The sequence below is a fragment of the Bacillus sp. SH5-2 genome (assembly GCF_008368905.1).
GTDB classification, from domain to species: domain Bacteria; phylum Bacillota; class Bacilli; order Bacillales; family Bacillaceae_G; genus Bacillus_A; species Bacillus_A luti.
In genome coordinates this window covers 40,910-62,639 of the sequence record NZ_QOSD01000001.1, presented here as the reverse complement: position 1 = coordinate 62,639, position 21,730 = coordinate 40,910, and the positions used below count along the sequence as shown (strand labels likewise).

General features: G+C 34.4%; 29 protein-coding genes and 1 riboswitch. Of the genes, 20 read left to right on the top strand and 9 right to left on the bottom strand.

Features of this window, described 5'->3' with window-relative positions:
• Positions 1-37 precede the first annotated feature (37 nt).
• A complete protein-coding gene (locus DN410_RS00375; protein ID WP_149174879.1) occupies positions 38-898 on the top strand; it encodes a GNAT family N-acetyltransferase in 861 nt (286 codons plus the stop codon).
• 41 nt (positions 899-939) lie between these two features.
• Here DN410_RS00375 and DN410_RS00370 read toward each other — a convergent pair whose 3' ends face one another.
• Complete coding sequence (locus tag DN410_RS00370; RefSeq protein WP_149174878.1) at positions 940-1,500, bottom strand: cysteine hydrolase family protein; 561 nt, start codon at positions 1,498-1,500, stop codon at positions 940-942.
• Between the two features lie 182 nt (positions 1,501-1,682).
• Here DN410_RS00370 and DN410_RS00365 point away from each other — a divergent pair, with 182 nt between their 5' ends.
• A complete protein-coding gene (locus tag DN410_RS00365) occupies positions 1,683-1,943 on the top strand; it encodes a DUF6123 family protein (RefSeq protein ID WP_001195212.1) in 261 nt (86 codons plus the stop codon).
• 2 nt (positions 1,944-1,945) lie between these two features.
• Here the strand turns inward: DN410_RS00365 and DN410_RS00360 are convergent, their stop codons facing one another.
• The 3 genes from DN410_RS00360 to DN410_RS00350 all read right to left on the bottom strand — a co-directional run bounded on the left by DN410_RS00360 (position 1,946) and on the right by DN410_RS00350 (position 4,193).
• Positions 1,946-2,851, bottom strand: a complete 906-nt coding sequence (locus tag DN410_RS00360) for a DMT family transporter (protein ID WP_149174877.1) — start codon at positions 2,849-2,851, stop codon at positions 1,946-1,948.
• Positions 2,852-2,864: 13 nt separating this feature from the next.
• A complete protein-coding gene (locus DN410_RS00355; protein WP_088231524.1) occupies positions 2,865-3,251 on the bottom strand; it encodes a reverse transcriptase-like protein in 387 nt (128 codons plus the stop codon).
• A 69-nt stretch (positions 3,252-3,320) separates the two neighbouring features.
• Positions 3,321-4,193: an aldose 1-epimerase family protein gene (locus tag DN410_RS00350; protein WP_149174876.1), complete on the bottom strand. Its 873-nt coding sequence runs from the start codon at positions 4,191-4,193 to the stop codon at positions 3,321-3,323.
• A gap of 132 nt (positions 4,194-4,325) precedes the next feature.
• Positions 4,326-4,370: riboswitch (PreQ1 riboswitch) on the top strand.
• Positions 4,371-4,376: 6 nt separating this feature from the next.
• Here DN410_RS00350 and DN410_RS00345 point away from each other — a divergent pair.
• From DN410_RS00345 to DN410_RS00335, 3 genes are all read left to right on the top strand, one after another.
• Positions 4,377-4,862 carry a QueT transporter family protein gene (locus DN410_RS00345; protein ID WP_001026467.1) on the top strand — a complete coding sequence of 162 codons (486 nt, stop codon included), beginning with the start codon at positions 4,377-4,379 and terminating at the stop codon, positions 4,860-4,862.
• Positions 4,863-4,989: 127 nt separating this feature from the next.
• On the top strand, positions 4,990-5,649 hold the full coding sequence (locus DN410_RS00340) for a ribonuclease H family protein (protein ID WP_149174875.1): 660 nt from the start codon (positions 4,990-4,992) through the stop codon (positions 5,647-5,649).
• Between the two features lie 12 nt (positions 5,650-5,661).
• Positions 5,662-5,838, top strand: a complete 177-nt coding sequence (locus DN410_RS00335) for a zinc-finger domain-containing protein (RefSeq protein ID WP_149174874.1) — start codon at positions 5,662-5,664, stop codon at positions 5,836-5,838.
• A gap of 33 nt (positions 5,839-5,871) precedes the next feature.
• Here the strand turns inward: DN410_RS00335 and DN410_RS00330 are convergent, their stop codons facing one another.
• Together DN410_RS00330 and cspB are read right to left on the bottom strand one after the other, a co-directional pair.
• Positions 5,872-6,120: a DUF2564 family protein gene (locus tag DN410_RS00330; protein ID WP_000534394.1), complete on the bottom strand. Its 249-nt coding sequence runs from the start codon at positions 6,118-6,120 to the stop codon at positions 5,872-5,874.
• A 119-nt stretch (positions 6,121-6,239) separates the two neighbouring features.
• Entirely contained in the window at positions 6,240-6,437 is a 198-nt protein-coding gene (gene cspB / locus DN410_RS00325) for a cold shock-like protein CspB (RefSeq protein WP_001161727.1), read from the bottom strand.
• Positions 6,438-6,700: 263 nt separating this feature from the next.
• On the opposite strand from cspB, the gene DN410_RS00320 reads away from it, so the two are divergent.
• From DN410_RS00320 to DN410_RS00285, 8 genes are all read left to right on the top strand, one after another.
• Entirely contained in the window at positions 6,701-7,429 is a 729-nt protein-coding gene (locus DN410_RS00320) for a YqcI/YcgG family protein (RefSeq protein ID WP_149174873.1), read from the top strand.
• Between the two features lie 139 nt (positions 7,430-7,568).
• Positions 7,569-8,201: a LysE family transporter gene (locus DN410_RS00315; protein WP_149174872.1), complete on the top strand. Its 633-nt coding sequence runs from the start codon at positions 7,569-7,571 to the stop codon at positions 8,199-8,201.
• A 19-nt stretch (positions 8,202-8,220) separates the two neighbouring features.
• Positions 8,221-8,514: a cytoplasmic protein gene (locus tag DN410_RS00310; RefSeq protein WP_088231518.1), complete on the top strand. Its 294-nt coding sequence runs from the start codon at positions 8,221-8,223 to the stop codon at positions 8,512-8,514.
• Positions 8,515-8,593: 79 nt separating this feature from the next.
• The gene (locus DN410_RS00305; protein ID WP_149174871.1) at positions 8,594-9,223 is read left to right on the top strand and encodes a sterol desaturase family protein; all 630 of its coding nucleotides are present in this window, start codon (positions 8,594-8,596) and stop codon (positions 9,221-9,223) included.
• A gap of 235 nt (positions 9,224-9,458) precedes the next feature.
• A complete protein-coding gene (locus tag DN410_RS00300) occupies positions 9,459-9,800 on the top strand; it encodes a DUF485 domain-containing protein (protein ID WP_000817374.1) in 342 nt (113 codons plus the stop codon).
• A 2-nt stretch (positions 9,801-9,802) separates the two neighbouring features.
• A complete protein-coding gene (locus tag DN410_RS00295) occupies positions 9,803-11,353 on the top strand; it encodes a solute symporter family protein (RefSeq protein ID WP_218947451.1) in 1,551 nt (516 codons plus the stop codon).
• Positions 11,354-11,542: 189 nt separating this feature from the next.
• Positions 11,543-12,892: an aspartate aminotransferase family protein gene (locus tag DN410_RS00290; protein ID WP_149174869.1), complete on the top strand. Its 1,350-nt coding sequence runs from the start codon at positions 11,543-11,545 to the stop codon at positions 12,890-12,892.
• A gap of 81 nt (positions 12,893-12,973) precedes the next feature.
• Complete coding sequence (locus DN410_RS00285) at positions 12,974-13,252, top strand: DUF3986 family protein (protein WP_149174868.1); 279 nt, start codon at positions 12,974-12,976, stop codon at positions 13,250-13,252.
• A 64-nt stretch (positions 13,253-13,316) separates the two neighbouring features.
• Here the strand turns inward: DN410_RS00285 and DN410_RS00280 are convergent, their stop codons facing one another.
• Complete coding sequence (locus DN410_RS00280) at positions 13,317-14,480, bottom strand: cation:proton antiporter (RefSeq protein WP_149174867.1); 1,164 nt, start codon at positions 14,478-14,480, stop codon at positions 13,317-13,319.
• Positions 14,481-14,749: 269 nt separating this feature from the next.
• Here DN410_RS00280 and DN410_RS00275 point away from each other — a divergent pair, with 269 nt between their 5' ends.
• Together DN410_RS00275 and DN410_RS00270 are read left to right on the top strand one after the other, a co-directional pair.
• On the top strand, positions 14,750-15,580 hold the full coding sequence (locus tag DN410_RS00275) for a MerR family transcriptional regulator (protein WP_149174866.1): 831 nt from the start codon (positions 14,750-14,752) through the stop codon (positions 15,578-15,580).
• Positions 15,581-15,718: 138 nt separating this feature from the next.
• Positions 15,719-17,074 carry an MATE family efflux transporter gene (locus DN410_RS00270; RefSeq protein WP_149174865.1) on the top strand — a complete coding sequence of 452 codons (1,356 nt, stop codon included), beginning with the start codon at positions 15,719-15,721 and terminating at the stop codon, positions 17,072-17,074.
• Positions 17,075-17,108: 34 nt separating this feature from the next.
• Here the strand turns inward: DN410_RS00270 and DN410_RS00265 are convergent, their stop codons facing one another.
• Positions 17,109-17,774, bottom strand: coding sequence for a DUF421 domain-containing protein (locus DN410_RS00265; RefSeq protein WP_149174864.1), 666 nt, complete (start codon positions 17,772-17,774; stop codon positions 17,109-17,111).
• 160 nt (positions 17,775-17,934) lie between these two features.
• Between DN410_RS00265 and DN410_RS00260 the strand changes: the two genes are divergently transcribed.
• From DN410_RS00260 to DN410_RS27750, 5 genes are all read left to right on the top strand, one after another.
• Positions 17,935-18,513 carry a YdcF family protein gene (locus DN410_RS00260; RefSeq protein WP_149174863.1) on the top strand — a complete coding sequence of 193 codons (579 nt, stop codon included), beginning with the start codon at positions 17,935-17,937 and terminating at the stop codon, positions 18,511-18,513.
• 143 nt (positions 18,514-18,656) lie between these two features.
• Positions 18,657-18,974, top strand: coding sequence for a magnetosome magnetite crystal formation protein family (locus DN410_RS00255; RefSeq protein ID WP_149174862.1), 318 nt, complete (start codon positions 18,657-18,659; stop codon positions 18,972-18,974).
• Positions 18,975-19,243: 269 nt separating this feature from the next.
• A complete protein-coding gene (gene nfsA / locus DN410_RS00250; protein WP_149174861.1) occupies positions 19,244-19,978 on the top strand; it encodes an oxygen-insensitive NADPH nitroreductase in 735 nt (244 codons plus the stop codon).
• 87 nt (positions 19,979-20,065) lie between these two features.
• Positions 20,066-20,650 carry a type 1 glutamine amidotransferase family protein gene (locus DN410_RS00245; protein ID WP_149174860.1) on the top strand — a complete coding sequence of 195 codons (585 nt, stop codon included), beginning with the start codon at positions 20,066-20,068 and terminating at the stop codon, positions 20,648-20,650.
• A gap of 192 nt (positions 20,651-20,842) precedes the next feature.
• A complete protein-coding gene (locus DN410_RS27750) occupies positions 20,843-21,007 on the top strand; it encodes a hypothetical protein (RefSeq protein WP_179958555.1) in 165 nt (54 codons plus the stop codon).
• A 110-nt stretch (positions 21,008-21,117) separates the two neighbouring features.
• On the opposite strand, the gene DN410_RS00240 is transcribed toward DN410_RS27750, so the two are convergent.
• A complete protein-coding gene (locus DN410_RS00240) occupies positions 21,118-21,651 on the bottom strand; it encodes a ClbS/DfsB family four-helix bundle protein (protein ID WP_149174859.1) in 534 nt (177 codons plus the stop codon).
• Positions 21,652-21,730 lie beyond the last annotated feature (79 nt).

Sequence of the window (21,730 nt, the reverse complement as noted above, 5' to 3'; positions counted from 1 at the left end):
GAAGATTGATTCAAACGTCTAAGTGATGAGGTGGAGAATGAGAGAATTGGCATATAGCGTGGAGCGTCTTAGGGAAGAAAAAATAGGGGATATTGTATCATTATCTTCTTATATTGGGTGGGATTATAACAGAGAAGAAATTGAGACTATTTTTAACGCAGGGATTGTATACGGTGTTTGGAATGAGAGAGAGGAACTAATTGCTAGCGCGGCAATAGTATTATATGGGGAGAATTTAGCGTCTATCGGAATGGTGATTGTACATCCAGATTATAAGGGGAGAGGGATTGGAAAGATAATAACGGATGTATGCGTTAAAAGCGTATCAGCTCATACTCCAATTATGTTGATTGCTACGGATGAGGGGAAGCCTTTATATGAAAAATTAGGATTTAGGGCAGTAAGCTATGTTTCTAAATACATATGTAACTCGTACAATGCGAATGATTATTGTGTAGGAAATGAAGATTATATGATGCATTATGAAGAGAGTGATTTAGAAAAAATAATAAAAATAGATGAATATGCGTTTGGAACAAATAGAAAAGCATTTTTAAAGAAAAGAATTATACAAAGTGAACAGTGCATCGTTGTAAAGGATAAGGCACAAAATGTATTAGGTTACGGTTTAAACATACAAACATCAGAAAATAAAATAATAGGGCCGGTCGTTGCTAAAAATGATGAGATGGCAATGAGAATTGTACATGATTTAGCAAAAGGGAATAATGGTAAACTAAGAATTGATGTACCAGAAGGGAAGAAAGGTTTTATGAATCAATTAGAGGTTCTTGGCTTTCAAAAGGTTAATACACCACCAATAATGATGAAAAATAGTGGTCAATTTTTGAAAAGAAATGGAGAACTATACAGTATTGCAGCGCAAATTTTTGGATGAAAAAAGAATCCTTTTCACGTAAGGATTCTTTTTTAGATAATTTAATCACGATATTGGTCATGAGTAGGTTGAAAGAGGTCTTCCTCGATATCCCTCACCATAGAAAAATGATCAACGTTATAATGCCCATGTAAAGTTTTATTGTGATGACCAATAATTTGCTCGGCAGACAATACGTTAGAGTCAGTTGTTGAATGACCGTTTTTAATTAATGTAACATCAAATCCTTGTACAGTGGCTGTTCTAACGGCGGTGTCGATGCAATATTCTGTTTTACAGCCACCTATTACAATATGATTGATTTTTTCTTCTTTTAAAAGTTCAAGTAATGAAGTACCGTAGAATGAATTTGTTGCTGCTTTATTAATAAGAATTGCAGACTGAGGTACTTTAATTTGATTATGTACTTCAAAGCCTACGCCACTACCAGAAGCAACATCGATATCTCTTACGAAAACAATAAGAGCATTGGAATCTATTGCTTTCTGTATAGCTGTATTGAGTGTAGATAATAACTCGGTTTTACGAAAAACTTCACTTTCTTGTTCATTTCCATCAATTAATTCTTGCTGAGCATCGATAATTAATAGTGCTTGTTTCATCATGTCTCCCCTTTAATATGAAATAAGTTCCACTGTACATATTCCTTCATATTGTAAGGAAATCCTCCATTGTAAGTGAAGTAGATGATTGATTTACAAAGTTGTCAAAGAAATTTCATTCTCATAGCGTGTAAAAACATGTATGATAGGAGATGGAGAATTTTTGAGTAGGTGGGAATAACATGCAAACAGTAGAAGATTATCTTTCATTCTTACATACGAAAGGATTTAAATTATCAGAGGAAGCACAAGGATTTATTATGTTCGGACAAGGATATACGGGTGCATCTGATGGGATTGTAAATGCAGCAATAGAAGCGACAATTAAACATCAATTGCAGTTTGATGGCAGTTATTTTGTTGCGTTATTAGAACGATTGAAAGAGGAAGAAATTACAGATAAAAAAAGCGCTAAGGCTTTTATGCGGAAGTTACAAGCGTAACTTCACGCAGCCTGCGCTTCTTTTTTTGTTTTTGAAGGTAATTCAACAAAAACCATGCCTAGGAAAATACATAGGCATCCAATAATAGCGGAAATAGAAAGTTGTTCGTTTGCAACGAGAACGCCTGTTAAGGCAGCAAAAACGGGCTCCATTGCGAAAATAATTGCTACTCTCGTTGGAGACGTATGTTTTTGTGCTGATGTTTGAATGAAAAAAGCAATGGATGTCGCGAATAGGGAAGTTAGAAATAGAGCGAATAAAAAGGAAGAATTCGTCCATAGTGCTACTGAAAACAATTTTTCCCAATCTTCAAATAAAAAAGCGCAAATAGAAGAAAACATACCAACAGCTAATACTTGTGACGTGCTTAATAATAAAGGGGAGATTTTTTTAGAAAAAAATCCGTTAATGAGAATATGTGCAGCGAATGCGACAGCACAACCGAGAACGAGAATATCTCCAATGTTTAATTGAAAAGAATCACCAGCTGTTAATAAGTATAGACCTGCTGTTGCTACAGCAATGCCAATTACGATAAAAATGGTAGCTTTTTGTTTTAAAAAGATAAAAGACAAAATTGGTACCATAACGATACTAAGCCCTGTTAAGAAACCAGCTTTTGAAGAAGTTGTATAAAGTAAACCGAATGTTTGTAATACATAGCCAACGCATAAAAACAATCCAACGGTTAATCCAGCGAGACTACTCTGTTTTATATCTTGTTTTGAAGTTTTTTTTGAGAAAATCATTTGAACGAATAATAAAATAATTCCGGCGAATAAAAAACGAATACCATTAAAAGTAAATGGCCCGACAAAAGACATAGAATTTTGAACGACAACAAACGTAGCTCCCCAAATAAAAGAGACAAATAATAAAGCAAGAGGAGCAATCCACTCTCTTTTCACACTCATACCCCCATTAATTTTGTAAGATAGCTTTTCTAGCTAATTCATCAGCTACTTTATTTTGACTACTTGGAATCCACTTAATAAAAAAGAGATCGAAACTTTTTATGTACTGCAATGCTTCATCTAAAAGTGGTGCAAACATTTTATTTTTTGCGTATTCTTTTTCAACCGCTCGCTCAACAAGCTGAGAATCTGTACGAAAAGATACAATGCTATAATTATGCTCCGTGCAATACTTTAATGCTGCAAGTAAAGCGTGGTATTCTGCTTCATGATTGGACATTGTCCCAAGTGGTAATGACAATTGTACAGGTGGTTGTACGCCTTTAATAAACACTCCAGCACCAGAAGGGCCAGGGTTTCCTTTTGTTGCACCATCAATATATACTTCAATCAAAATGAGAAACCTCCAAATTATAAGATTATCCCCTACTTACAAGTGTTCTCAAAGTAGGGGATAGAGTATTTATCCAATTGTAATGCTGTAACGACATGTAAATGTTTCATTCGCTTGTAAAGACTGAATTCCTTTTTTTTCTTTGAAATCTTTTGCTGGTTTTACTTCATCAGCGATTCCATACCAAGGTTCGATACATAAGAAAGGTGCATTATTCCCTGGGGTCCATACACCGACAAATGGGAATCCGTCAAATTCTACTTTTACAAATTTATTATGTTTATGAGAACGAATCGAAATTTCATTCGTATTCATATTTTCAAAAATAAGCGCATCATTTTTGAATAAATCGTATGTAAGTGGTAATTCATTCGTATGTTCAGCGATTAATTGCTTGTTATTTGAAAGATAAGGTCCTTCTAGTACACTTGTTTCTAATCGTTCTGGACCATTAAAAGATAGATGATAATCTGTAAATGATTCGCCGTCTAATAACGGGAAATTGAATCCAGGATGTGCACCGATTGAGAAGAACATCTCCTTTGAAGTAGGGTTGTTTACGTCATATGTTACATGAACGATTTGTCCATCTAGCTCATAAGAAACGAGTAATTCAAATTCGTATGGGTATTTTTTTAATGTTTCTTCATTACTCTTAACAATATAAGTAATTTTCGTTTCACTTTGTTCTTTTACAGAGAATGTAAGATCACGTGCAAAGCCGTGTTGTGTTAAAGAATAAGGTTTTCCATCTACATAATATGTATTATCTACTAATCGGCCAACAATCGGGAACAAAATTGGTGCACGGCGTCCCCAATAAGTAGAATCACCTTGCCATAAATATTCTGTGTTGTCTTCTTTTAAGCGAACGCTTTGTAATTCTGCACCTTTGTCAGAGATGGAAACGATCACTTTTTCGTTTTGAATTGTTGCAGTCATGAAGTGAAACCTCCTAAATATTTCATATGTTTCATTATACGTTGTCTACAAGGAAAAAGGTAGTTTATGATAGGGATCTATTGACGAAAGGGGGGCTACCGCTTAAAATATAATCTTGTTGCTTAAAAAACGAATAACGTGGTTCGAAACCATCCCACGTAAAAAAACTAAAGAGATTTTGTCATGAATATAAGAACATTAGTCGGTAATGGTATTTTAGCGGCATTATATATTGCTGTTTCTATGCTTATTCAGCCATTTGGCTTTACGAATGTACAGTTTCGTATTTCAGAGATGTTTAATCATCTCGTTGTATTTAATAAGAAAGCAATTTACGGAATTGTATTAGGTGTATTTTTAACGAATCTCTTTTTCTCACCAATGATCGCTTACGATTTAGTATTTGGAGTAGGGCAATCTATTCTTGCATTAGTTGCAACGATTATTTCTATGCGATTTATTAAAGGTGTTTGGGCTCGTATGATTTTTAATACAGTTATCTTTACGATTACAATGTTTATGATTGCGATCGAACTTCATCTTGCATTTGATTTACCATTTATGTTGACTTGGTTAACATGTGCAATCGGTGAATTTGTTGTCATGGCGATCGGTATGCCTGTAATGTACTGGATTAATAAACGAGTACAATTTGAAAGATTTATGTAATAGATGAAAGAGCTATCCCTATAGGGGATAGCTCTTTTTGTATGTGATTATAGTGAATATAATACTGTGACTCTTGGTAAAATATAATAAAATATATATAAGAAGTCTTACATAAGGGGAATCTAGTATGAAATATAAAATTCATTGGCTGTATAAAACGAAGCGTGGTTTGCATACTGAATTAACAACAGATTATATGAACATAGAGGAAGCACTTCAATTTGCGGAGGACTTCGAGAAAACAGGAAGAGTGAAAGAAATTTCATTTTACGATGAAATGGATGCAGAATGGTCATTAAAGGAAATGAAAAAGCTGAGTAAACAAGTGGAGGAAGAACCTCAAGAAATACTTGTTTATTTTGATGGTGGTTATGATGTACAGACGAAAGAAGCTGGAGTCGGTATATGTGTGTATTATAAAAAAGGAAATACAAACTACCGAATTCGCCGCAATGCATATATGGAAGGTATATATGATAATAATGAAGCGGAATATGCATCATTGTTATACGGTATGAATATACTCGAGGAATTAGGGATTAAGTATGAAGCAGTTACACTTCGCGGAGATTCTCAAGTGGTGCTGCAGCAATTGGTCGGAGAATGGCCTTGCTATGATGAGCATTTAAATCATTATTTAGACCAAATTGAACAAAAGGCGAAGCAAATGAAATTAAAACTTGTATGCGAGCCAATATCTAGAAAACAAAATAAAGAAGCACATCAATTAGCTACGCAAGCATTAGAAGGAACGGTCATTGATAGTCATAAAGAAATAACCGAATAGAGAGGTGCAAAGATGGATAAAAAGCAACTCATTATGGAGGTAAATGACTTATTGGAAACATATTGTGAAGGGTGCTTTTTACGAGAACATAATCGAAAGACAAATAGTAAATATTATGCCCATTCCTTTTGTATTAGGCAATGTACAGTTGGAGAAACATTGAAAAAGTATGGAGAACAGTTGTCATAAAAAACATCCAGAGAAAATTCTCTGGATGTTTTTTTAGTGCTTTGCTTCGTTTAATTGATGCTCACACTTGCTTAATTTCTTTTCCTCATTCATTAGAAATGGCTCATCTAAATCTGTCGCCACAGACTTCATAATTTCAAGTTGAGAACGAGCTGCTTCTACAGCAGTAGTGGCATGCTCTAATGTATCTGGATCCATTGAAATTGTCGCTGATCCTACCATTTTTTGTGCTGTTTCTACACGGAATTTCACTTCTTCAAAATCATTTACTTCTGATCCCATTAATAATTCCTCCTTTGTATAGTGCGCATTTCACATAGTTTTTGCTCTGTAAAACGGAAATATACAAAGGAATAACAAAGGAGGTTACCAAGTAAGGTAACCTCCTGTTATATGTTGGATTAAAGTTTTACTACGTTAGCAGCTTGAGGTCCACGGTTTCCTTCAGTGATATCGAAAGATACTTCTTGACCTTCTTCTAAAGCTTTGTAGCCTTCGCCTTGAATAGCAGAGAAATGTACGAATACATCGTCAGCGCCTTCAATTTCGATAAATCCAAAACCTTTTTCGTTGTTAAACCATTTTACTTTTCCTTGCATGTTACAATTCCTCCTAAAAACGTTTGCTTTTTTCATTTAGTGAAATTCATTTAAAAAGATAATATAAATTAAAAATGCTATAATCTTGAATATTCTGCTAAATGATTAATTTAAATATACACGAATTGGTAGAATTTAGTCAAGTAAGCGATTTTATTTTTTTGTATTTTTAAATAATTTTTTAGTCTAATTTTTAAATAGGTATAGGACAGGCCGAGTATGTAATATTCTTAATTGAATGCTATACATAATGAGGTGAAAGGATGAATGAGTCTTACTTGTTAGATAATGAAGGAATGAAAACTAGAGCAGACATACCGAATTGGGTTGCAAAAGAATTTCAAAATTTTTCGAGTATCGTGTTAGAACCAACTTTTCCTTGTTATTTTGGTTTAACAGCTTTGAAAAAGAACGAGCTTCGTTATTCATTTCTTTCTCATAATGATTGGAGTCATTTGCCGAATACAATGTTATCTTTTTTGGAGTTAATGAAAGAGCGGCCGATTGTAAGAAGAGGCTTTTTTCTCTTTGTAGAACCAGAATGTGAAGAATACTCATTGGAATATTACCGTGAATACTTTTGGAAAGTACTACAGTATTTACATGAAAACGATCATCAAACATGGCCGAGGCAAATTCCAGAAAACCCTGACCATCATTTATGGGAATTTTCATTTGGTGGTGAGCCAATATTCGCGTTTGGAAATGCGCCAGCTTATAAACAGAGAAAAACGAGACATTTAGGAAATTCCCTCGTTATTGGATTTCAGCCACGCACCATTTTTGATGGATTAGAAGGCGATCGTCCTAAGGGAGCATATTCAAGACAAATGGTTCGTGAACGAGTTGAAAAGTGGGATCAGCTGCCGAAACATCCTAACATTAGTCATTATGGTGATCCAGACCATCGTGAATGGAAACAATACTTTATAGGGGATGATGTAGAGCCAATGAAAGGGAGATGTCCTTTTCTTCATAGAGTGGAAAAATAAGAGCCATCATCTGGATGGCTCTTTTGTATATTTTGGATAAAAAAGGGTATTTTAGTAGTGAATATTTCTTATGAAAGCTAGTCTATTTTTTAAAGTTACATCATTACTTAATAGTAAAAGAAGTAGAAAGGATAGAGCAATGTTTGGAGCAATTATACAGCAAATTGTATTAGGTATTTCATTGGCCGCGCCAGTAGGTCCGATTAATATTGAAATGTTAAAACGAGGAATTGAACGAGGGTTTTGGCACGCGTGGGTTGTTGGAATTGGTGGAATGACTGCAGATATTTTGTTTATGCTTCTCATCTATTTCGGTTTATCTTCTGTCTTTATGTATACATATGTACAAGCTTTTATGTATTGCACAGGATTTTTCTTATTATTTTATTTAGGATTTCAAAGTGTAAAACAAGGAATTTCTCACTCGAATATGGAATATAAAAAAGAAGAGGTAGGTGGCCTTAAACAATCGTTTATGGCAGGTTTTTTAATTGCAATATCCAACCCATTAAATCTTGTTTTTTGGTTTGGCATATACGGAAGTACACTTAGCTCATTACTTATAAAGGTGACGAAACAAGAAGCTTTTTTGTACAGTCTGTGCATTATTGTTGGTATTATTTTGTGGAACTTAAATATTGCTTTTTCTGTACATTTTGGAAGGACTTTATTAAAGCAAAAAGCACTTGGCTATATAACAGCCGGAGCAGGTATTATTTTGGTAGGATATTCTATCCATTTTGCATACAAGGCTTTACAGTTGTTCACATAAGATTGAAGGGGAGATTTTTATGTATCGAACCACTATTGACGGAAAAGAAATTATTATTACGTTAGCACCAAAAATCCGAAAAGAAATTACTGATAGGAATCCATTATATGAGGCAGTCTTTCAGAATGCAGCAAGATTACTGCAAACGAAGCAACCGACGTTTGCGGTAAATCATGAATTATTTGGACTCATTATTGGAGAAGTACAAAGGGGCGAAGTAACAGTCTTTGCAGTGGAACATATTATTCCGAAGCAAAATATATTTGGGCCAAACAATTTTTTCTCGACAATAGAGCAGCAGGCAAATTTGTAAAGTGAATAGAATAAGAATAGAAAAGAAATAGTCGTAACGATATGTTGCGGCTGTTTTTTGGGGAAAAGGGGGAAGAAAGATGAAGAGAGTGGGGAAAGAGTTCTTTTTGCAACATGATATCGTTATTATGTATAGTATTCTATTTGTTTTTATCATTATTTTAAAAATGCAATTTTTTACATGGATGGGTATGTTAGCGTGTGTGTTTGGAATTATTTTTTATACGTTTAACGAATATATGACACATCGTTTTTTATTCCATTTAAAGCCACCTAAAAATGCATTCTTATTAAAAATGTTAAGAAGATTACATTATGATCATCACGTATATCCAGATGATTTAAAACTTTTATTTTTGCCTGTATGGTTTAGTATACCTAGCTTTACTATATATTTACTTATATCATATGGTATTACAAAAAGTGTTACTATAACACTTTCATTTGGAATCGGAATGATTATTATGCTCCTCGTTTACGAATGGAAACATTATATTGCACATAGACCGATTCGTCCCTTCACTAAGTTTGGAAGATGGCTCAAAAAACAGCATATATTACATCATTATAAAAATGAAAAGTTTTGGTTCGGTGTTTCAAATCCAGTGTTCGATTTTATATTTGGAACGCTTAAAGATGGAAAAGAAGTGGAATTAAGTGAAACAGCCCGTAATTTAGAAAAGGAGAAAAAGACGGAAGTGGTGCGATAAGCACTACTTTTTTATTTTGTTTTAATGAGTATTAAAGCTTCACTGGTGCGTAAATTTTATGGTGAAAAAGTATATTAAAAACTTAGGGGAAAATGCCGAAAAATGTCTATCGAAAAATCTTTGCAGGAATGTATGGATTGTCTAAAATGGAAATAAGTTTCTGAATATTTATAAAATTTAGTCTTTAGGTATGCAAGGGGGAATTGTATTTCTAGTAAAGAGAGGGGATTAGAGAATGAAAAGAGATGATACGTCAGCCCGTAAGTTACAAAATGAGGTGAATTATACAGAGGTTGTTCAGTCAGAAGAATTTCAATTATTATTAAATACGAAAAAGAAGTTCATCGTTCCAATGAGTATTTTCTTTTTAAGTTTTTTTATTGCGTTACCTATTTTAACATCGTATTCAAAGGTACTCAATACACCGGCATTTGGTGATGTTACGTGGGCGTGGATATTTGCTTTTGCACAATTTATCATGACGTGGTCATTATGTATGATTTATAGCAAAAAAGCTGAATCCTTTGATAAAATTTCACAAAACATTCTGCAAGAGATGCAAAAAGGGAGGGGCTGACTTTGAATACAACCGCTTTTGCACTATTTTTAATCATCGTTCTTGGTACACTCGTCATAACTTATTTTGCATCGAAGAAAACGAAAAATGCGAGTGAGTTTTATACAGCTGGAGGGGGATTAACGGGTTGGCAAAATGGTCTGGCCATTGCGGGAGATTATATGTCTGCTGCGTCTTTTCTTGGTATAGCTGGAGCGATCGCGTTAACTGGGTTTGATGGTTTCTTTTATAGTATCGGTTTCTTAGTTGCTTATTTAGTTGTATTATACTTAGTTGCAGAGCCACTTAGAAATTTAGGGAAATACACATTAGCAGATATGATTGCGGCGCGTTTTGATGCGAAAAAAGTTCGCGGAGTTGCAGCGCTTAATACGATGACGATATCCATTTTTTATATGATTGCACAATTAGTTGGTGCGGGTGCACTTATTAAATTATTATTAGGAATCGAATATACAACATCCGTTTTAATTGTTGGTACATTAATGACAGTGTACGTTATTTTTGGCGGAATGACTGCAACGAGCTGGGTACAAATTGTTAAGGCTGTATTACTTATGGCTGGTACATTTATTATTTCTGTTATCGTTTTCGCAAAATTTAATTTTAGTGTGACTGAAATGTTCGCTCAAATGAAAACTGCTACTCCATTAAAAGATTCGTTTTTAAATCCAGGAGTAAAGTATAAGGATGGTCTTGATACGCTATCTTTAAATTTAGGACTAGTTCTTGGTACTGCAGGATTACCACATATTCTTGTTCGCTTTTTTACAGTACGTGATGCAAAAACGGCACGTCAATCTGTTGTATATGCGACATGGTTAATTGGTGCGTTTTATATTATGACAATTTTCTTAGGATTTGGAGCAGCTGCGTTTGTAGGGAATGAGGCAATTATTAAAGCAAATCCAGCTGGTAATATGGCAGCACCTTTATTAGCTAAAGCGTTAGGCGGAGATTTCTTATTTGCATTCGTATCAGCCATTGCCTTTGCAACGATTTTAGCTGTAGTAGCAGGACTTGTATTAACAGCGGCATCAGCTTTTGCACATGATTTTTATAATGAGATTATTCGTAAAGGAAAATCAACTGAAAAAGAGCAAGTATCAATGGCTCGTTATGCATCTATTGGAGTAGCGGTATTATCTATTATACTAGCGTTATTTGCTCAAACATTGAACGTAGCATTTTTAGTTTCATTAGCATTTGCAGTTGCAGCGAGTGCAAACTTACCAGTTATTTTGTTTACAATATATTGGAAGCGCTTTAATACGACCGGTGCGATCTCTGGTATGATCGTAGGTCTTGTATCAGCAATTGTTCTCGTAGCGTTAAGTCCAAACGTTTGGAACCCTGTAGCTGGAAAAGCTATATTTGTTGGAGAAGCGATATTCCCATATACGACACCGGGCATTGTTTCGATTCCGCTCGGGTTTCTTGCAGCCTATTTAGGAACTGTTTTATCTAGCAAGAAAGAGGACGCAGCGAAATTTGATGAAATTCTTGTGAAATCTAATACCGGTCATGGTATTAGCGATGCATCTTCACATTAAAAAAGAGGGGCTTTTCGATATATAAGAAAAGCTCCTTTTTCTTTTGTTATTTTCTTGTAAATAATACTGCTTTGTAAGTAGGATTTGTCTTAATTTTGTGGAATGAAAATAGCAGGGAGAAATTTAAATCATCATGGCACCAGCGCAGCTTTTGTGAAAAATAAGTTGTTATGGAAGGTGGAAGAAATGATGAAAACGAAACAAACAGATGAATTATTAGCAAAAGATGAGCAATATGTTTGGCACGGAATGCGTCCCTTTAGTCCAAATAGTACAATGGTAGGGGCAAAAGCTGAAGGGTGCTGGGTTGAAGATATACAAGGGAAAAGATATTTAGATGGTATGAGTGGTCTTTGGTGTGTGAATAGTGGATACGGAAGAAAAGAGCTCGCAGAGGCAGCATATAAGCAATTACAAACATTATCATATTTTCCGATGTCACAATCGCATGAACCGGCTATAAAGCTTGCAGAAAAATTAAATGAGTGGCTTGGAGGAGAATATGTTATTTTCTTCTCTAATAGTGGTTCCGAAGCGAACGAAACAGCTTTTAAAATAGCAAGACAATACTATGCTCAAAAAGGTGAACCGCATCGTTATAAATTTATGTCACGTTACCGCGGATATCATGGGAATACAATGGCAACGATGGCAGCGACGGGACAAGCACAGCGCAGATATCAATATGAGCCATTTGCTTCAGGATTTTTACATGTAACGCCGCCCGATTGTTATCGCATGCCAGAAATCGAATCACAAAATATTTATGATGTAGAGTGTGTGAAAGAAGTAGATCGTGTTATGACATGGGAATTAAGTGAAACGATTGCCGCTTTTATTATGGAACCAATTATTACGGGCGGAGGCATTTTAATGCCGCCACAAGACTATATGAAAGCTGTTCATGAAACGTGTCAAAAACACGGTGCACTACTCATTAGCGATGAAGTGATTTGTGGTTTCGGACGCACAGGAAAAGCATTTGGATTTATGAATTATGACGTGAAGCCTGATATTATTACGATGGCAAAAGGGATTACGAGCGCATATTTACCATTATCAGCGACAGCTGTGAAAAAAGAAATATATGAAGCATTTAAAGGGAAGGGAGAATATGAATTCTTCCGTCATATTAATACATTCGGCGGAAATCCTGCAGCTTGTGCATTAGCGCTTAAAAACTTAGAGATTATGGAAAATGAAAATTTAATTGAGCGCTCTGCACAAATGGGCTCGCTTTTATTAGATCAATTAAAAGAAGAAATCGGGGAACATCCGTTAGTTGGAAATATTAGAGGAAAAGGTCTACTAGTTGGAATCGAACTAGTAAATGATAAAGAGACGAAAGAGCCAATTGATAACGACAAAATTGCAAGTGTTGTAAATGCTTGTAAAGAAAAAGGATTAATTATAGGCCGTAACGGTATGACAACAGCAGGATATAATAACGTCTTAACATTAGCACCACCACTTGTTATTTCAAGTGAAGAAATTGCTTTCGTTGTTGGAACGTTGAAGACGGCGATGGAACGTATTTAATGAATGAAGCGAGCTGTAATATACAGCTCGCTTTTGTTTATTATGTAAAATATGATAAATTTTCAAAGGGAGGGGAATTTTATGGGGGAATATGATCCTAGTCAACATTATCACATCGGATATTATGAAGATGGATATGATTTAGAAGTGACAGCGTACAAAAGAATGCATGAACCAGTTTGGGATGCTTATATTCCACACTATGAAATAACCGATTTTTACAAAAAAGTGGAGAAAATGAAACTAGGTGAATATATAAATGATTATGGCATTATGGTGTATTCATTTAGTAATGATATCGATGATGAAGAAGCAAGAACTATTTTTGAAAACTGGCTAAAAATAAACGGAATTGTTTAAAGATAAAATGCAAAAGGAGATTACTATCTTATAAGATAGTAATCTCCTTTTATTAATATGAAATTTATTTACTTGCTTTCATTGCTTTATCTTTTGCACCAAAAGTGTATTTTAACATTGGTGGTGTAATCATCGTTGTTAAAATAACGACAATAACGATAGCTGTAAAGTAATCTTGTGCTAGTAGACCTGAAGAAAGTCCTGTTCCTGCGATGATAAGTGCAACTTCACCACGTGAAACCATACCAGCACCGATAATTGCAGAAGACTTAGCGTCAAATCCAGTCATTCGCGCACCGAATCCACAACCGATTAGTTTCGTTAATACAGCGATTACTGTTAATGCCAGGATGAACCAAATTTGATTGCCAATACCGTCAAATGTAATATTCATACCGATACTTACGAAGAATACTGGAACGAACATAGCGTAAGCGATTGGTTCAACTTTCTTTTCTACTTCATGTTTGTAGTTCGTTTGAGAAATAGCGATACCAGCTGCAAAAGCACCGATAATACCAGCAATTCCTAATAGTTCGCCGAAATATGCGAATGAGAAACAGATGATAAGAGCCGCGCTCACGATAGACTCAGATACGCGTAGTGGTGATAACCAGCGCATAATCGCAGGAACACCTTTCCATCCGATTAAAATAATAGAAGCGAAGAATACAACTTTCTTCAAGATGACCATTGCTAGGTTAACATCGTCTGTACCTAAGAAGCTCATTGCAAATGCTAATAAAATAACGACAAGAATGTCATCAAATACAGCAGCGCCAAGCATAGTAGTACTTTCACGTGTTTTCATCTTCCCTAAATCGCGAAGTGTTTGAACAGAAATACTAACACTTGTCGCACATAGAAGTAATCCTAAGAAGACAGCATTTCCTTGTTCCATTCCCATAACAAGACCAGAAACGTAACCACCTACGAACGGAAGAATGATACCTCCAAGTGCAACAGCTAAAGAAGAATTACGATTTGCGTTTAATTCATCTAAGTCTGTTTCAAGTCCTGCCATAAACATTAAAAGAATAACACCGACATTACTTAATTGTGTTAGAAGCTCTGAATTTTCAATCCAACCTAATACAGCTGGACCGATAACGATACCGACAATTAATTTACCTAGTACAGAAGGTTGACCTAATCTAACACTAAGATCACCAGCAAGCTTTGTACTTAATAAAATAAGTGCAATTTGAAAGAAAAATTCGAATTCCATCGGATCCTCTCCTCATCATTTTTATTTTTATCATACGATTTCTCGGAATTTGCCTAATGAAAATATGTAAAAACCCATTAAACAAAGGATCTTATTACAAGTTCTTTTGAACTCGTAATTTGAACCTGTAATTAATATATAATAAAATTTATTAAAAATCAATGAAAAAATAGCAGATTTTCATAATAGGATTTGATTTAGGTATGGAGGGAATCACTATATAATAAGAAGAAATAAAGCTACATTTTTAACGAATTGGAGAAGGGAATATGTTATTAAATAAACGTTTTACAATTGGAGAAATGGCAAAAATGCATAATATAGCGGAATCGACTTTACGCTATTATGATGAAAAAGGAATTTTTCATCCGTCTATTGTAGACCCGCAAACGAATTATCGCTATTATACAATCGATCAATTTTCACTATTAGATACGATAAAATTTTTACGCCAGTTAAATATTCCATTAAAGGAAATCAAGAATTATATTGATGAAAGAAATCCAGCATATGCACTCAATTTACTGGAAAAACAACAAGAACTGATGTTGAAAAAACAAAGAGAAATTGAGTACGCTTTGGCGAAAATGGAGCATAGAATTCGTTTAATTAAGGAAGCAACAAAAGCACAATCGGAACAAATGGTAATTAAAGAAATCCCACAGCGGAAAATTACAGCAATTGCAGTTGCCCCGAATACGACGGATGATATGTTTGAGTACTATATCCACTCATTGCAAAAAAATATGAGGCAAATGGATGATAGCTTATTTTCTGGAGATATCGGTGTAACCGTTGCAAAAAAGGGATTAATGCAAAAGGAGTTTCAAGCTTATAGTAGCGTGTTTATTCTTTTGGATTATATGCCGTATGAAGTGCATACTTCAGATGCGATTAAGGAAGGTTTATATGCTTGTTCTTATCATCATGGACCTTATGAAGAAACAGATGCAACGTACAAGGAATTACTTGCATACATTGATCAAGAAGGATATGAAGTAAGTGGAGATGCGATTGAGATTGCATTAATTGATTGGTCTGTAACAGGAAATCCAGATGAGCAAGTAACAGAAATTCAAATTCCTGTAGTGAAAAAATAAGGTGAAAACCTTTGAACTGATTACAAATTTACATTCATTAGTATAATTCAGTTACCTATTTTTTAATTCTCTCTTGACCTTCAAGTTACTTGAAGGTTTAAAATGTGAACAGAGCGTTGAAAAAAGGAGCATAATAGTATGGAAGCAACAGAAAAATTAAGAGAAAAACCGATAAAAAGTTTATTTATTTCTTATTTAATACCAGCCGTTCTAGGAATGGTATTAATGTCAGTTAATATCGTGATTGATGCGGTTATGATTAGTAGAGGAGTTGGAGCAAACGGTTTAGCAGGAGTAAACGTGGCTATTCCAGCCTTTTCAATTTTCTTCTCTATTTCATTATGGATTGGAATGGGCGGGGCAACGTTATATTCCATTGCATTAGGTGAAAATAAAATAGAAAGAGCAAGGTCTATTTTTACTCAATCCATGACGGTAGCAGTAATTATCGTAGGTGTTTTAGCAGCAATTTGCTTATGGAGAATAGAAGATTTAGCATACGTATTCGGTGCAAATGAAGTGATTTTACCGTATGCGTTAGACTATTTACACGTACTATTAACATTTGGAATGATATACGTTTTAGAAAATATTTTAAGTACATTTATACGAAATGATGGAAATCCTAATTTAGCAATGGCAGGTCTTGTTGTAACGGCTGTATTAAACATAGTGTTTGACTATATCTTTATTTTTATTTTTGGATGGGGCGTAACAGGTGCTGCTTCAGCGACTATTCTTTCGGCAGCGATTGGTTTCCTTGTATTATTAACGCATTTCTTTAGAAAAAGTAGTATTTTAAAGTGGACGAAATTCCATTTTGAATGGGATACGATTAAACAAATTATGATAATAGGTTTTCCGAGCTTCATAACAGAAAGTACGGTGGCAATCGTAACGATTGGTTTTAATATCGCATTCGTCCAATATGCAGGAGAAGTAGGAGTAGCTTCCTATGCGATGGTCAATAGCATTCATGCGATGACATTACTATTATTCTTTGGTGTAGGTGCTGCATTACAACCAATTGCTAGTTTCCATTATGGTGCCAATTTAGCAGAGAGACTTCGTGAAGGATTGAAGTTTGCTGTGAAAATTGCAGTTGTCCTTGGAGGCGTTGCGATAATTGTCGGATTATTCTTCGGGAAATATATCATTGGTTTATTTGATGTTCAATCTCCAGAATTATTGGAGTTAACCTTAACAGGTATTAGCTTATTCTTTATCCAATACGTATTTTTAGGTTATAACATTGTGTATGGAGAGTATTTCCAATCAGTGCGACAAACGACAAAATCAGTGCTTATTATAATGAGCCGTGGATTACTATTTATTATCCCATTGTTATGGATTATGCCGAAATTATTTGGGATAAATGGAATTTGGCTCGTTATGCCAGTAGCTGAAGTAATGACAGCGATTATCGTATTTACGATGAATCGTATGAAACATCCTGTGCCATTAAATATGGCAGGTGAGAAAGAAGCAATATGATGAAGAACTCCCCTTAAGCAAGTAAGGGGAGTTTTTATTTTTTTAAACTAATCGCAAATGATCCGTCCGTTTCTTGAACAGACGCAAAAGCAACGTTTTTAATAGTTGTAATTCCTTTTTCTTTTAATTCTTTATATAACCATTTTTCGTCTTTATGAATTAATTTTAAGTTATCGTATTGAATTTGTGAATCAACGATAAGGGCAATTGGTAATCCGGCATATGTAACATCAATGTTTAAATCTTTCGGAGTTAATGGTACAAGCTCCCTCTTTGGTAAAATACTAATCGCTCCATTCGTTTCTAAAATTGCATATTCAATTTCATGAACACTTGGATATCCTGCAACGCGAAGGTTAGAAAGTAATTCAGCGATCGGATATCTACTTTTTTGTAAATTCTCAAAAATTATATCACCGTGTTTAATTAAAATAATGGGGTGCCCGAGAATGAAACGATTTAGTTTGTTTAGTAAGCTTAATTTTGTAAGAAGTAAATGCAAACATGTAATAACAACCATACCGAGAAAGGCTTGTAAAGCACCAGAGACTGGTATGGCCTGAAAAGCTAAATAAGATAAAAAGATAATAGCCCCAAAATCATGAGGAGTTAGTTGTGCTAATGCGGATTTACCGAGTAGCTTAAGCGATAGTAAAAATAAAATAAAAAAGAATGATACGTTACATAAAAAGAGAAGCAATAGGGACACTCCTTCGTGCGAAGTTGTACTTACTATTCCCGAAAATAATAGAAATATTACCTTTTGGAGGATAAATTAGGGTTAGTTGGAATTTGTCTGTATACAAACAAATAAATGGATATTATGATGAAAGAAGCAAAGAACATAGGAGTATATAGATATGAGAAAGAAGAAAATAATTAAGTATATTATAGCAATGATAACGGTTTGCGCCGTGTATGCGGGATTTTTACAATATAACATTTATAAGCATGGGCATATGAATGCCACCGACGATGCCGATTATATCATTGTATTAGGCTCGAAAGTAAACGGAACGAAACCATCGTACTCATTACAATATCGTATTGATAAAGCAGCTGAATATTTAAAATCACATGAGAAAACAATCGCTATCGTATCTGGCGGACAAGGAAAAGGTGAAGATATTTCAGAAGCATTAGCGATGAAACAAGGATTAATGAAACAAAATATTGCAGAAGACCGTATTATAATGGAGGATAAATCAACGAGTACAGATGAGAATATTACATTCTCAAAACCGTTAATCCCAGCCAATATGAAAAAAGGTATGATCGTAACGAACGATTTCCATATGTTTAGAGCGAAAAAAATAGCAGCAAAGCAAGGTTTGCAATTAGAAGGTCTTCCGGCCGAAACACCGAAGCGAATTATCATTTCATCAAATGTACGAGAATATTTAGCGATTACGCAATATTGGTTTATGAATCGAATATAGCGAAATTGATTCCGCCTAGCATTCCAGGCGGGATTTTTTGCGGGAAATCTTACAAATATGTCATCTTAATGAAAGATAAAGCGATAGTTTCTGGGGTAGATTCCTGACATAATGAAGGTAACAAAAAATAAGAGGTGAATCGGATGAAAGGAAATAATATTTTATCTTCGCTCTGTTACTTTAGTATCTTTTTTGCACCATTTTTACTGCCAATTATCGTGTACTTCGTTGCGGAGGATGAAGTGAAATACCACGCGAAAAAAGCATTTTGGTCACATATTTTCCCGTATGCAATTTTATTCGGAGGGTTAGCGATATCAGGAATATATGGTTTAAGCTTCAATCAATCTGATGGTGCAGGAATTGGAATGATGATCACATATGCAGTGTTCATTCTTGTAGGAATTTATTACTTTATTTGGAATATCGTAAAAGGTATTAAAGTTTTGAAAACGGCGTAATATGGAATAATTTATTGTAAGTTTGTCGTTATTTGTCGGTAAGTCGATATCCCTTGTCGAATCGTCGATATATTCGAAAAATCGTTGATATAGTGTAAGGAATCGTTGATATATTGAAATAATCGATGATATAATTTCATTTACCGTAATAATGTATGTTTTAAAAAAGAGCAATTCAAAAAGAATTGCTCTTTTTGTGCTTATAAGTTGTGAATATTGAAAAAGATATGTTAATTTTTCATTATAAAGAGAAAAAAGGAGTGTTTTTCATGAATGAGATCATACATAAAATGGAGCAACACGTTTCAATTCGTAAATATAAAGAAGAACCAATTTCAAAAGAAGTGGTAGAAAGAATGGTGCAAGCTGCGCAGCATGCGGCTTCCTCACATTTCGTACAGGCGTACTCTGTTATAAATGTAACAGACCCGGGACTAAAGGCTAAACTAGCAGAGTTATCCGGAAATCGTCACGTGAAAGATTGTGCAGCATTCTTTGTTTGTTGTGCAGATTTAAAACGACTTGAAATGGCATGTGAAAAACATGGTACGGAGATAAAGCATGAAGGGGTAGAAGATTTTATCGTTGCGACGGTAGATGCTTCACTTTTTGCGCAAAACTTGGCGTTAGCAGCAGAATCGTTAGGATACGGTATTTGTTATATTGGTGGTATTCGTAATAACCCGAAAGAAGTGAGTGATATACTTCATTTACCAGATAAAGTATATCCTGTATTCGGAATGACAGTTGGCGTGCCAAATGAAGAACATGGAGTGAAACCGCGTTTACCAGTATCAGCAATCCTTCATGAAAATGGATATGATGAAAAGAAATATGATGAATTATTAAGCGAATACGATGAAACGATGAGCGCTTATTACAAAGAAAGATCATCAAATCAAAAAAACATAACATGGACGGAATCAATGAGTTCGTTTATGTCTAAAGAAAAAAGAATGCATATGAAAGAGTTTTTAAGTGAAAAAGGATTTAATAAGAAATGAGTAAGAAGGCAAACCTGAGGTGCGGGTTTGCCTTTTTTGGAGGAGAAATATGATTGTCTTCGAATAAGTATAGGGGGAGGGGATAATATGAAAAAAGCTTTAATCTTTTTATTCGATGGATTTGCAGAGTTTGAAGTGAATATAGCGAGTTTATTTTTGATCAGTAAGGAATTCGAAATAATAACAGCAACTGTAGACGGAAAAACAGTTACAGGAGAAGGTGGTTTTTTATGTCAACCACATGTCTCTATTGAGCATATTGAAATAGCGGACTATGAAGTGTTTATCGTACCAGGAGGACATATTTTTGATCATTTAGAAAATGAACAATTGTTATCTATCGTGAATGAATTACATAAGCAAAATAAATGGATAGCGGGTATTTGTGCAGGAACATCTTTACTACATGCAGCAGGAGTACTTAATAAAAAGAAGTTTTCAACATCATTAACATTAGATGAAAAACACTTAGCGCATTTACATGAATGGGAATATAAACAAAATAAAGATGTAACTGTTGATGGAAAAATAATAACAGCGGTAGGATCTGCGTACGTTGAATTTGCTACTGAAATAATGAAGCAACTCAATTTATTTAATGAAGCTGAAGCGAAGGAGAACTTGCAATACTTTAAAAATGTAACAGAGCTTTGTGATGAAACGTTAGTATAAGTGAATAAATTAATTGTTAATACCTAATTTCAGATTGTAGATACTACTTTCTGAAATTAGGTATTTTGTTTGTTATCATATACATAGAAATAAAAATTAATAATTTTTTACAAAAGTGATAGAAAATGAGAATGAAATGCCAATAGTAAGTAAAGGCAGCTGCTAAAGGGGAACTGAGGAAGGAAGATGCTTATGATTTTCAACTCTGAAGAGGATTTAATTATAGCTATGAAAAAACGTGATCAAGATGCTTTGAAAGAAGTGATTGATCAATATGGAAAATTAATTTTGTACATTATTCATAAATCATTAAGTACCCCTATTGTCACTTTGGGAGTTATTTTGCACTCGTTTTAAGTGCTGTTTTGCACTATATGTACATAAAAAAAGTCCGATTTCCCAGCATTAAAATTGGGAAATCAGACCTTTTTTATTACTTCACAAACGCGCCTGATTGGCTTTATAAATTATTTCATAACCTTGTCCTTTTCTTCTTCCTCTTTTATGAACCCTGCAATAGCTCCACATTTTTTTATAGCCCAAATGTAGTGATTAGATGTGTTTGCTGCAAAATAGCTGTATAAATTACTTGTTTTTGTCCATTTATAGTGTTTTTTTGTCATGATTTGTTCATTGGTATGTGATTTAATTAGTTCCATCACTCTTTCATGGCTTAACTTCAATTTTTTTATAGCTTGATTTAATGTTACATCTTGATAGTTTTCCCAAATTCGCATATTGAGTAGCCCTATAGTACGCCATTTATAACCGGGTGCTGGCATAAAAGGGATATCTCCATTCATTCCTTCTTTATACCATCTCTCCAGCATTGCGTGCCATTCATACAGGTGCATTAATACATCGCGAAAATTCTTATCTCTTTCTTGAGTTTCAATGGAAATACCCCTTCTTCTACTAGGTACGGATTCAATTATTTCAAGTAATGAATTAAAGTTTTTGTCACTATCCATTAATAGAATTTCTTTTTCATTTCTAACCACCTTGGTAGTCCCCTCCCCTTTAATCAAAATGATAGCATGTTAATATTTTACAGTCTAGATATATGTTACAAAACTCGTC

Coding starts and splice junctions, on each gene's coding strand:
- DN410_RS00335 (WP_149174874.1), top strand. CDS start 5,662: ATGGATAAAAAGCAACTCATTATGGAGGTAAATGACTTATTGGAAACA.
- DN410_RS00285 (WP_149174868.1), top strand. CDS start 12,974: ATGGGGGAATATGATCCTAGTCAACATTATCACATCGGATATTATGAA.
- DN410_RS00245 (WP_149174860.1), top strand. CDS start 20,066: ATGAAAAAAGCTTTAATCTTTTTATTCGATGGATTTGCAGAGTTTGAA.
- nfsA (WP_149174861.1), top strand. CDS start 19,244: ATGAATGAGATCATACATAAAATGGAGCAACACGTTTCAATTCGTAAA.
- DN410_RS00345 (WP_001026467.1), top strand. CDS start 4,377: ATGAATATAAGAACATTAGTCGGTAATGGTATTTTAGCGGCATTATAT.
- DN410_RS27750 (WP_179958555.1), top strand. CDS start 20,843: ATGATTTTCAACTCTGAAGAGGATTTAATTATAGCTATGAAAAAACGT.
- DN410_RS00340 (WP_149174875.1), top strand. CDS start 4,990: ATGAAATATAAAATTCATTGGCTGTATAAAACGAAGCGTGGTTTGCAT.
- DN410_RS00330 (WP_000534394.1), bottom strand. CDS start 6,120: ATGGGATCAGAAGTAAATGATTTTGAAGAAGTGAAATTCCGTGTAGAA.
- DN410_RS00255 (WP_149174862.1), top strand. CDS start 18,657: ATGAAAGGAAATAATATTTTATCTTCGCTCTGTTACTTTAGTATCTTT.
- DN410_RS00350 (WP_149174876.1), bottom strand. CDS start 4,193: ATGACTGCAACAATTCAAAACGAAAAAGTGATCGTTTCCATCTCTGAC.
- DN410_RS00375 (WP_149174879.1), top strand. CDS start 38: ATGAGAGAATTGGCATATAGCGTGGAGCGTCTTAGGGAAGAAAAAATA.
- DN410_RS00365 (WP_001195212.1), top strand. CDS start 1,683: ATGCAAACAGTAGAAGATTATCTTTCATTCTTACATACGAAAGGATTT.
- cspB (WP_001161727.1), bottom strand. CDS start 6,437: ATGCAAGGAAAAGTAAAATGGTTTAACAACGAAAAAGGTTTTGGATTT.
- DN410_RS00305 (WP_149174871.1), top strand. CDS start 8,594: ATGAAGAGAGTGGGGAAAGAGTTCTTTTTGCAACATGATATCGTTATT.
- DN410_RS00260 (WP_149174863.1), top strand. CDS start 17,935: ATGAGAAAGAAGAAAATAATTAAGTATATTATAGCAATGATAACGGTT.
- DN410_RS00370 (WP_149174878.1), bottom strand. CDS start 1,500: ATGAAACAAGCACTATTAATTATCGATGCTCAGCAAGAATTAATTGAT.
- DN410_RS00290 (WP_149174869.1), top strand. CDS start 11,543: ATGAAAACGAAACAAACAGATGAATTATTAGCAAAAGATGAGCAATAT.
- DN410_RS00310 (WP_088231518.1), top strand. CDS start 8,221: ATGTATCGAACCACTATTGACGGAAAAGAAATTATTATTACGTTAGCA.
- DN410_RS00275 (WP_149174866.1), top strand. CDS start 14,750: ATGTTATTAAATAAACGTTTTACAATTGGAGAAATGGCAAAAATGCAT.
- DN410_RS00320 (WP_149174873.1), top strand. CDS start 6,701: ATGAATGAGTCTTACTTGTTAGATAATGAAGGAATGAAAACTAGAGCA.
- DN410_RS00300 (WP_000817374.1), top strand. CDS start 9,459: ATGAAAAGAGATGATACGTCAGCCCGTAAGTTACAAAATGAGGTGAAT.
- DN410_RS00270 (WP_149174865.1), top strand. CDS start 15,719: ATGGAAGCAACAGAAAAATTAAGAGAAAAACCGATAAAAAGTTTATTT.
- DN410_RS00315 (WP_149174872.1), top strand. CDS start 7,569: ATGTTTGGAGCAATTATACAGCAAATTGTATTAGGTATTTCATTGGCC.
- DN410_RS00280 (WP_149174867.1), bottom strand. CDS start 14,480: ATGGAATTCGAATTTTTCTTTCAAATTGCACTTATTTTATTAAGTACA.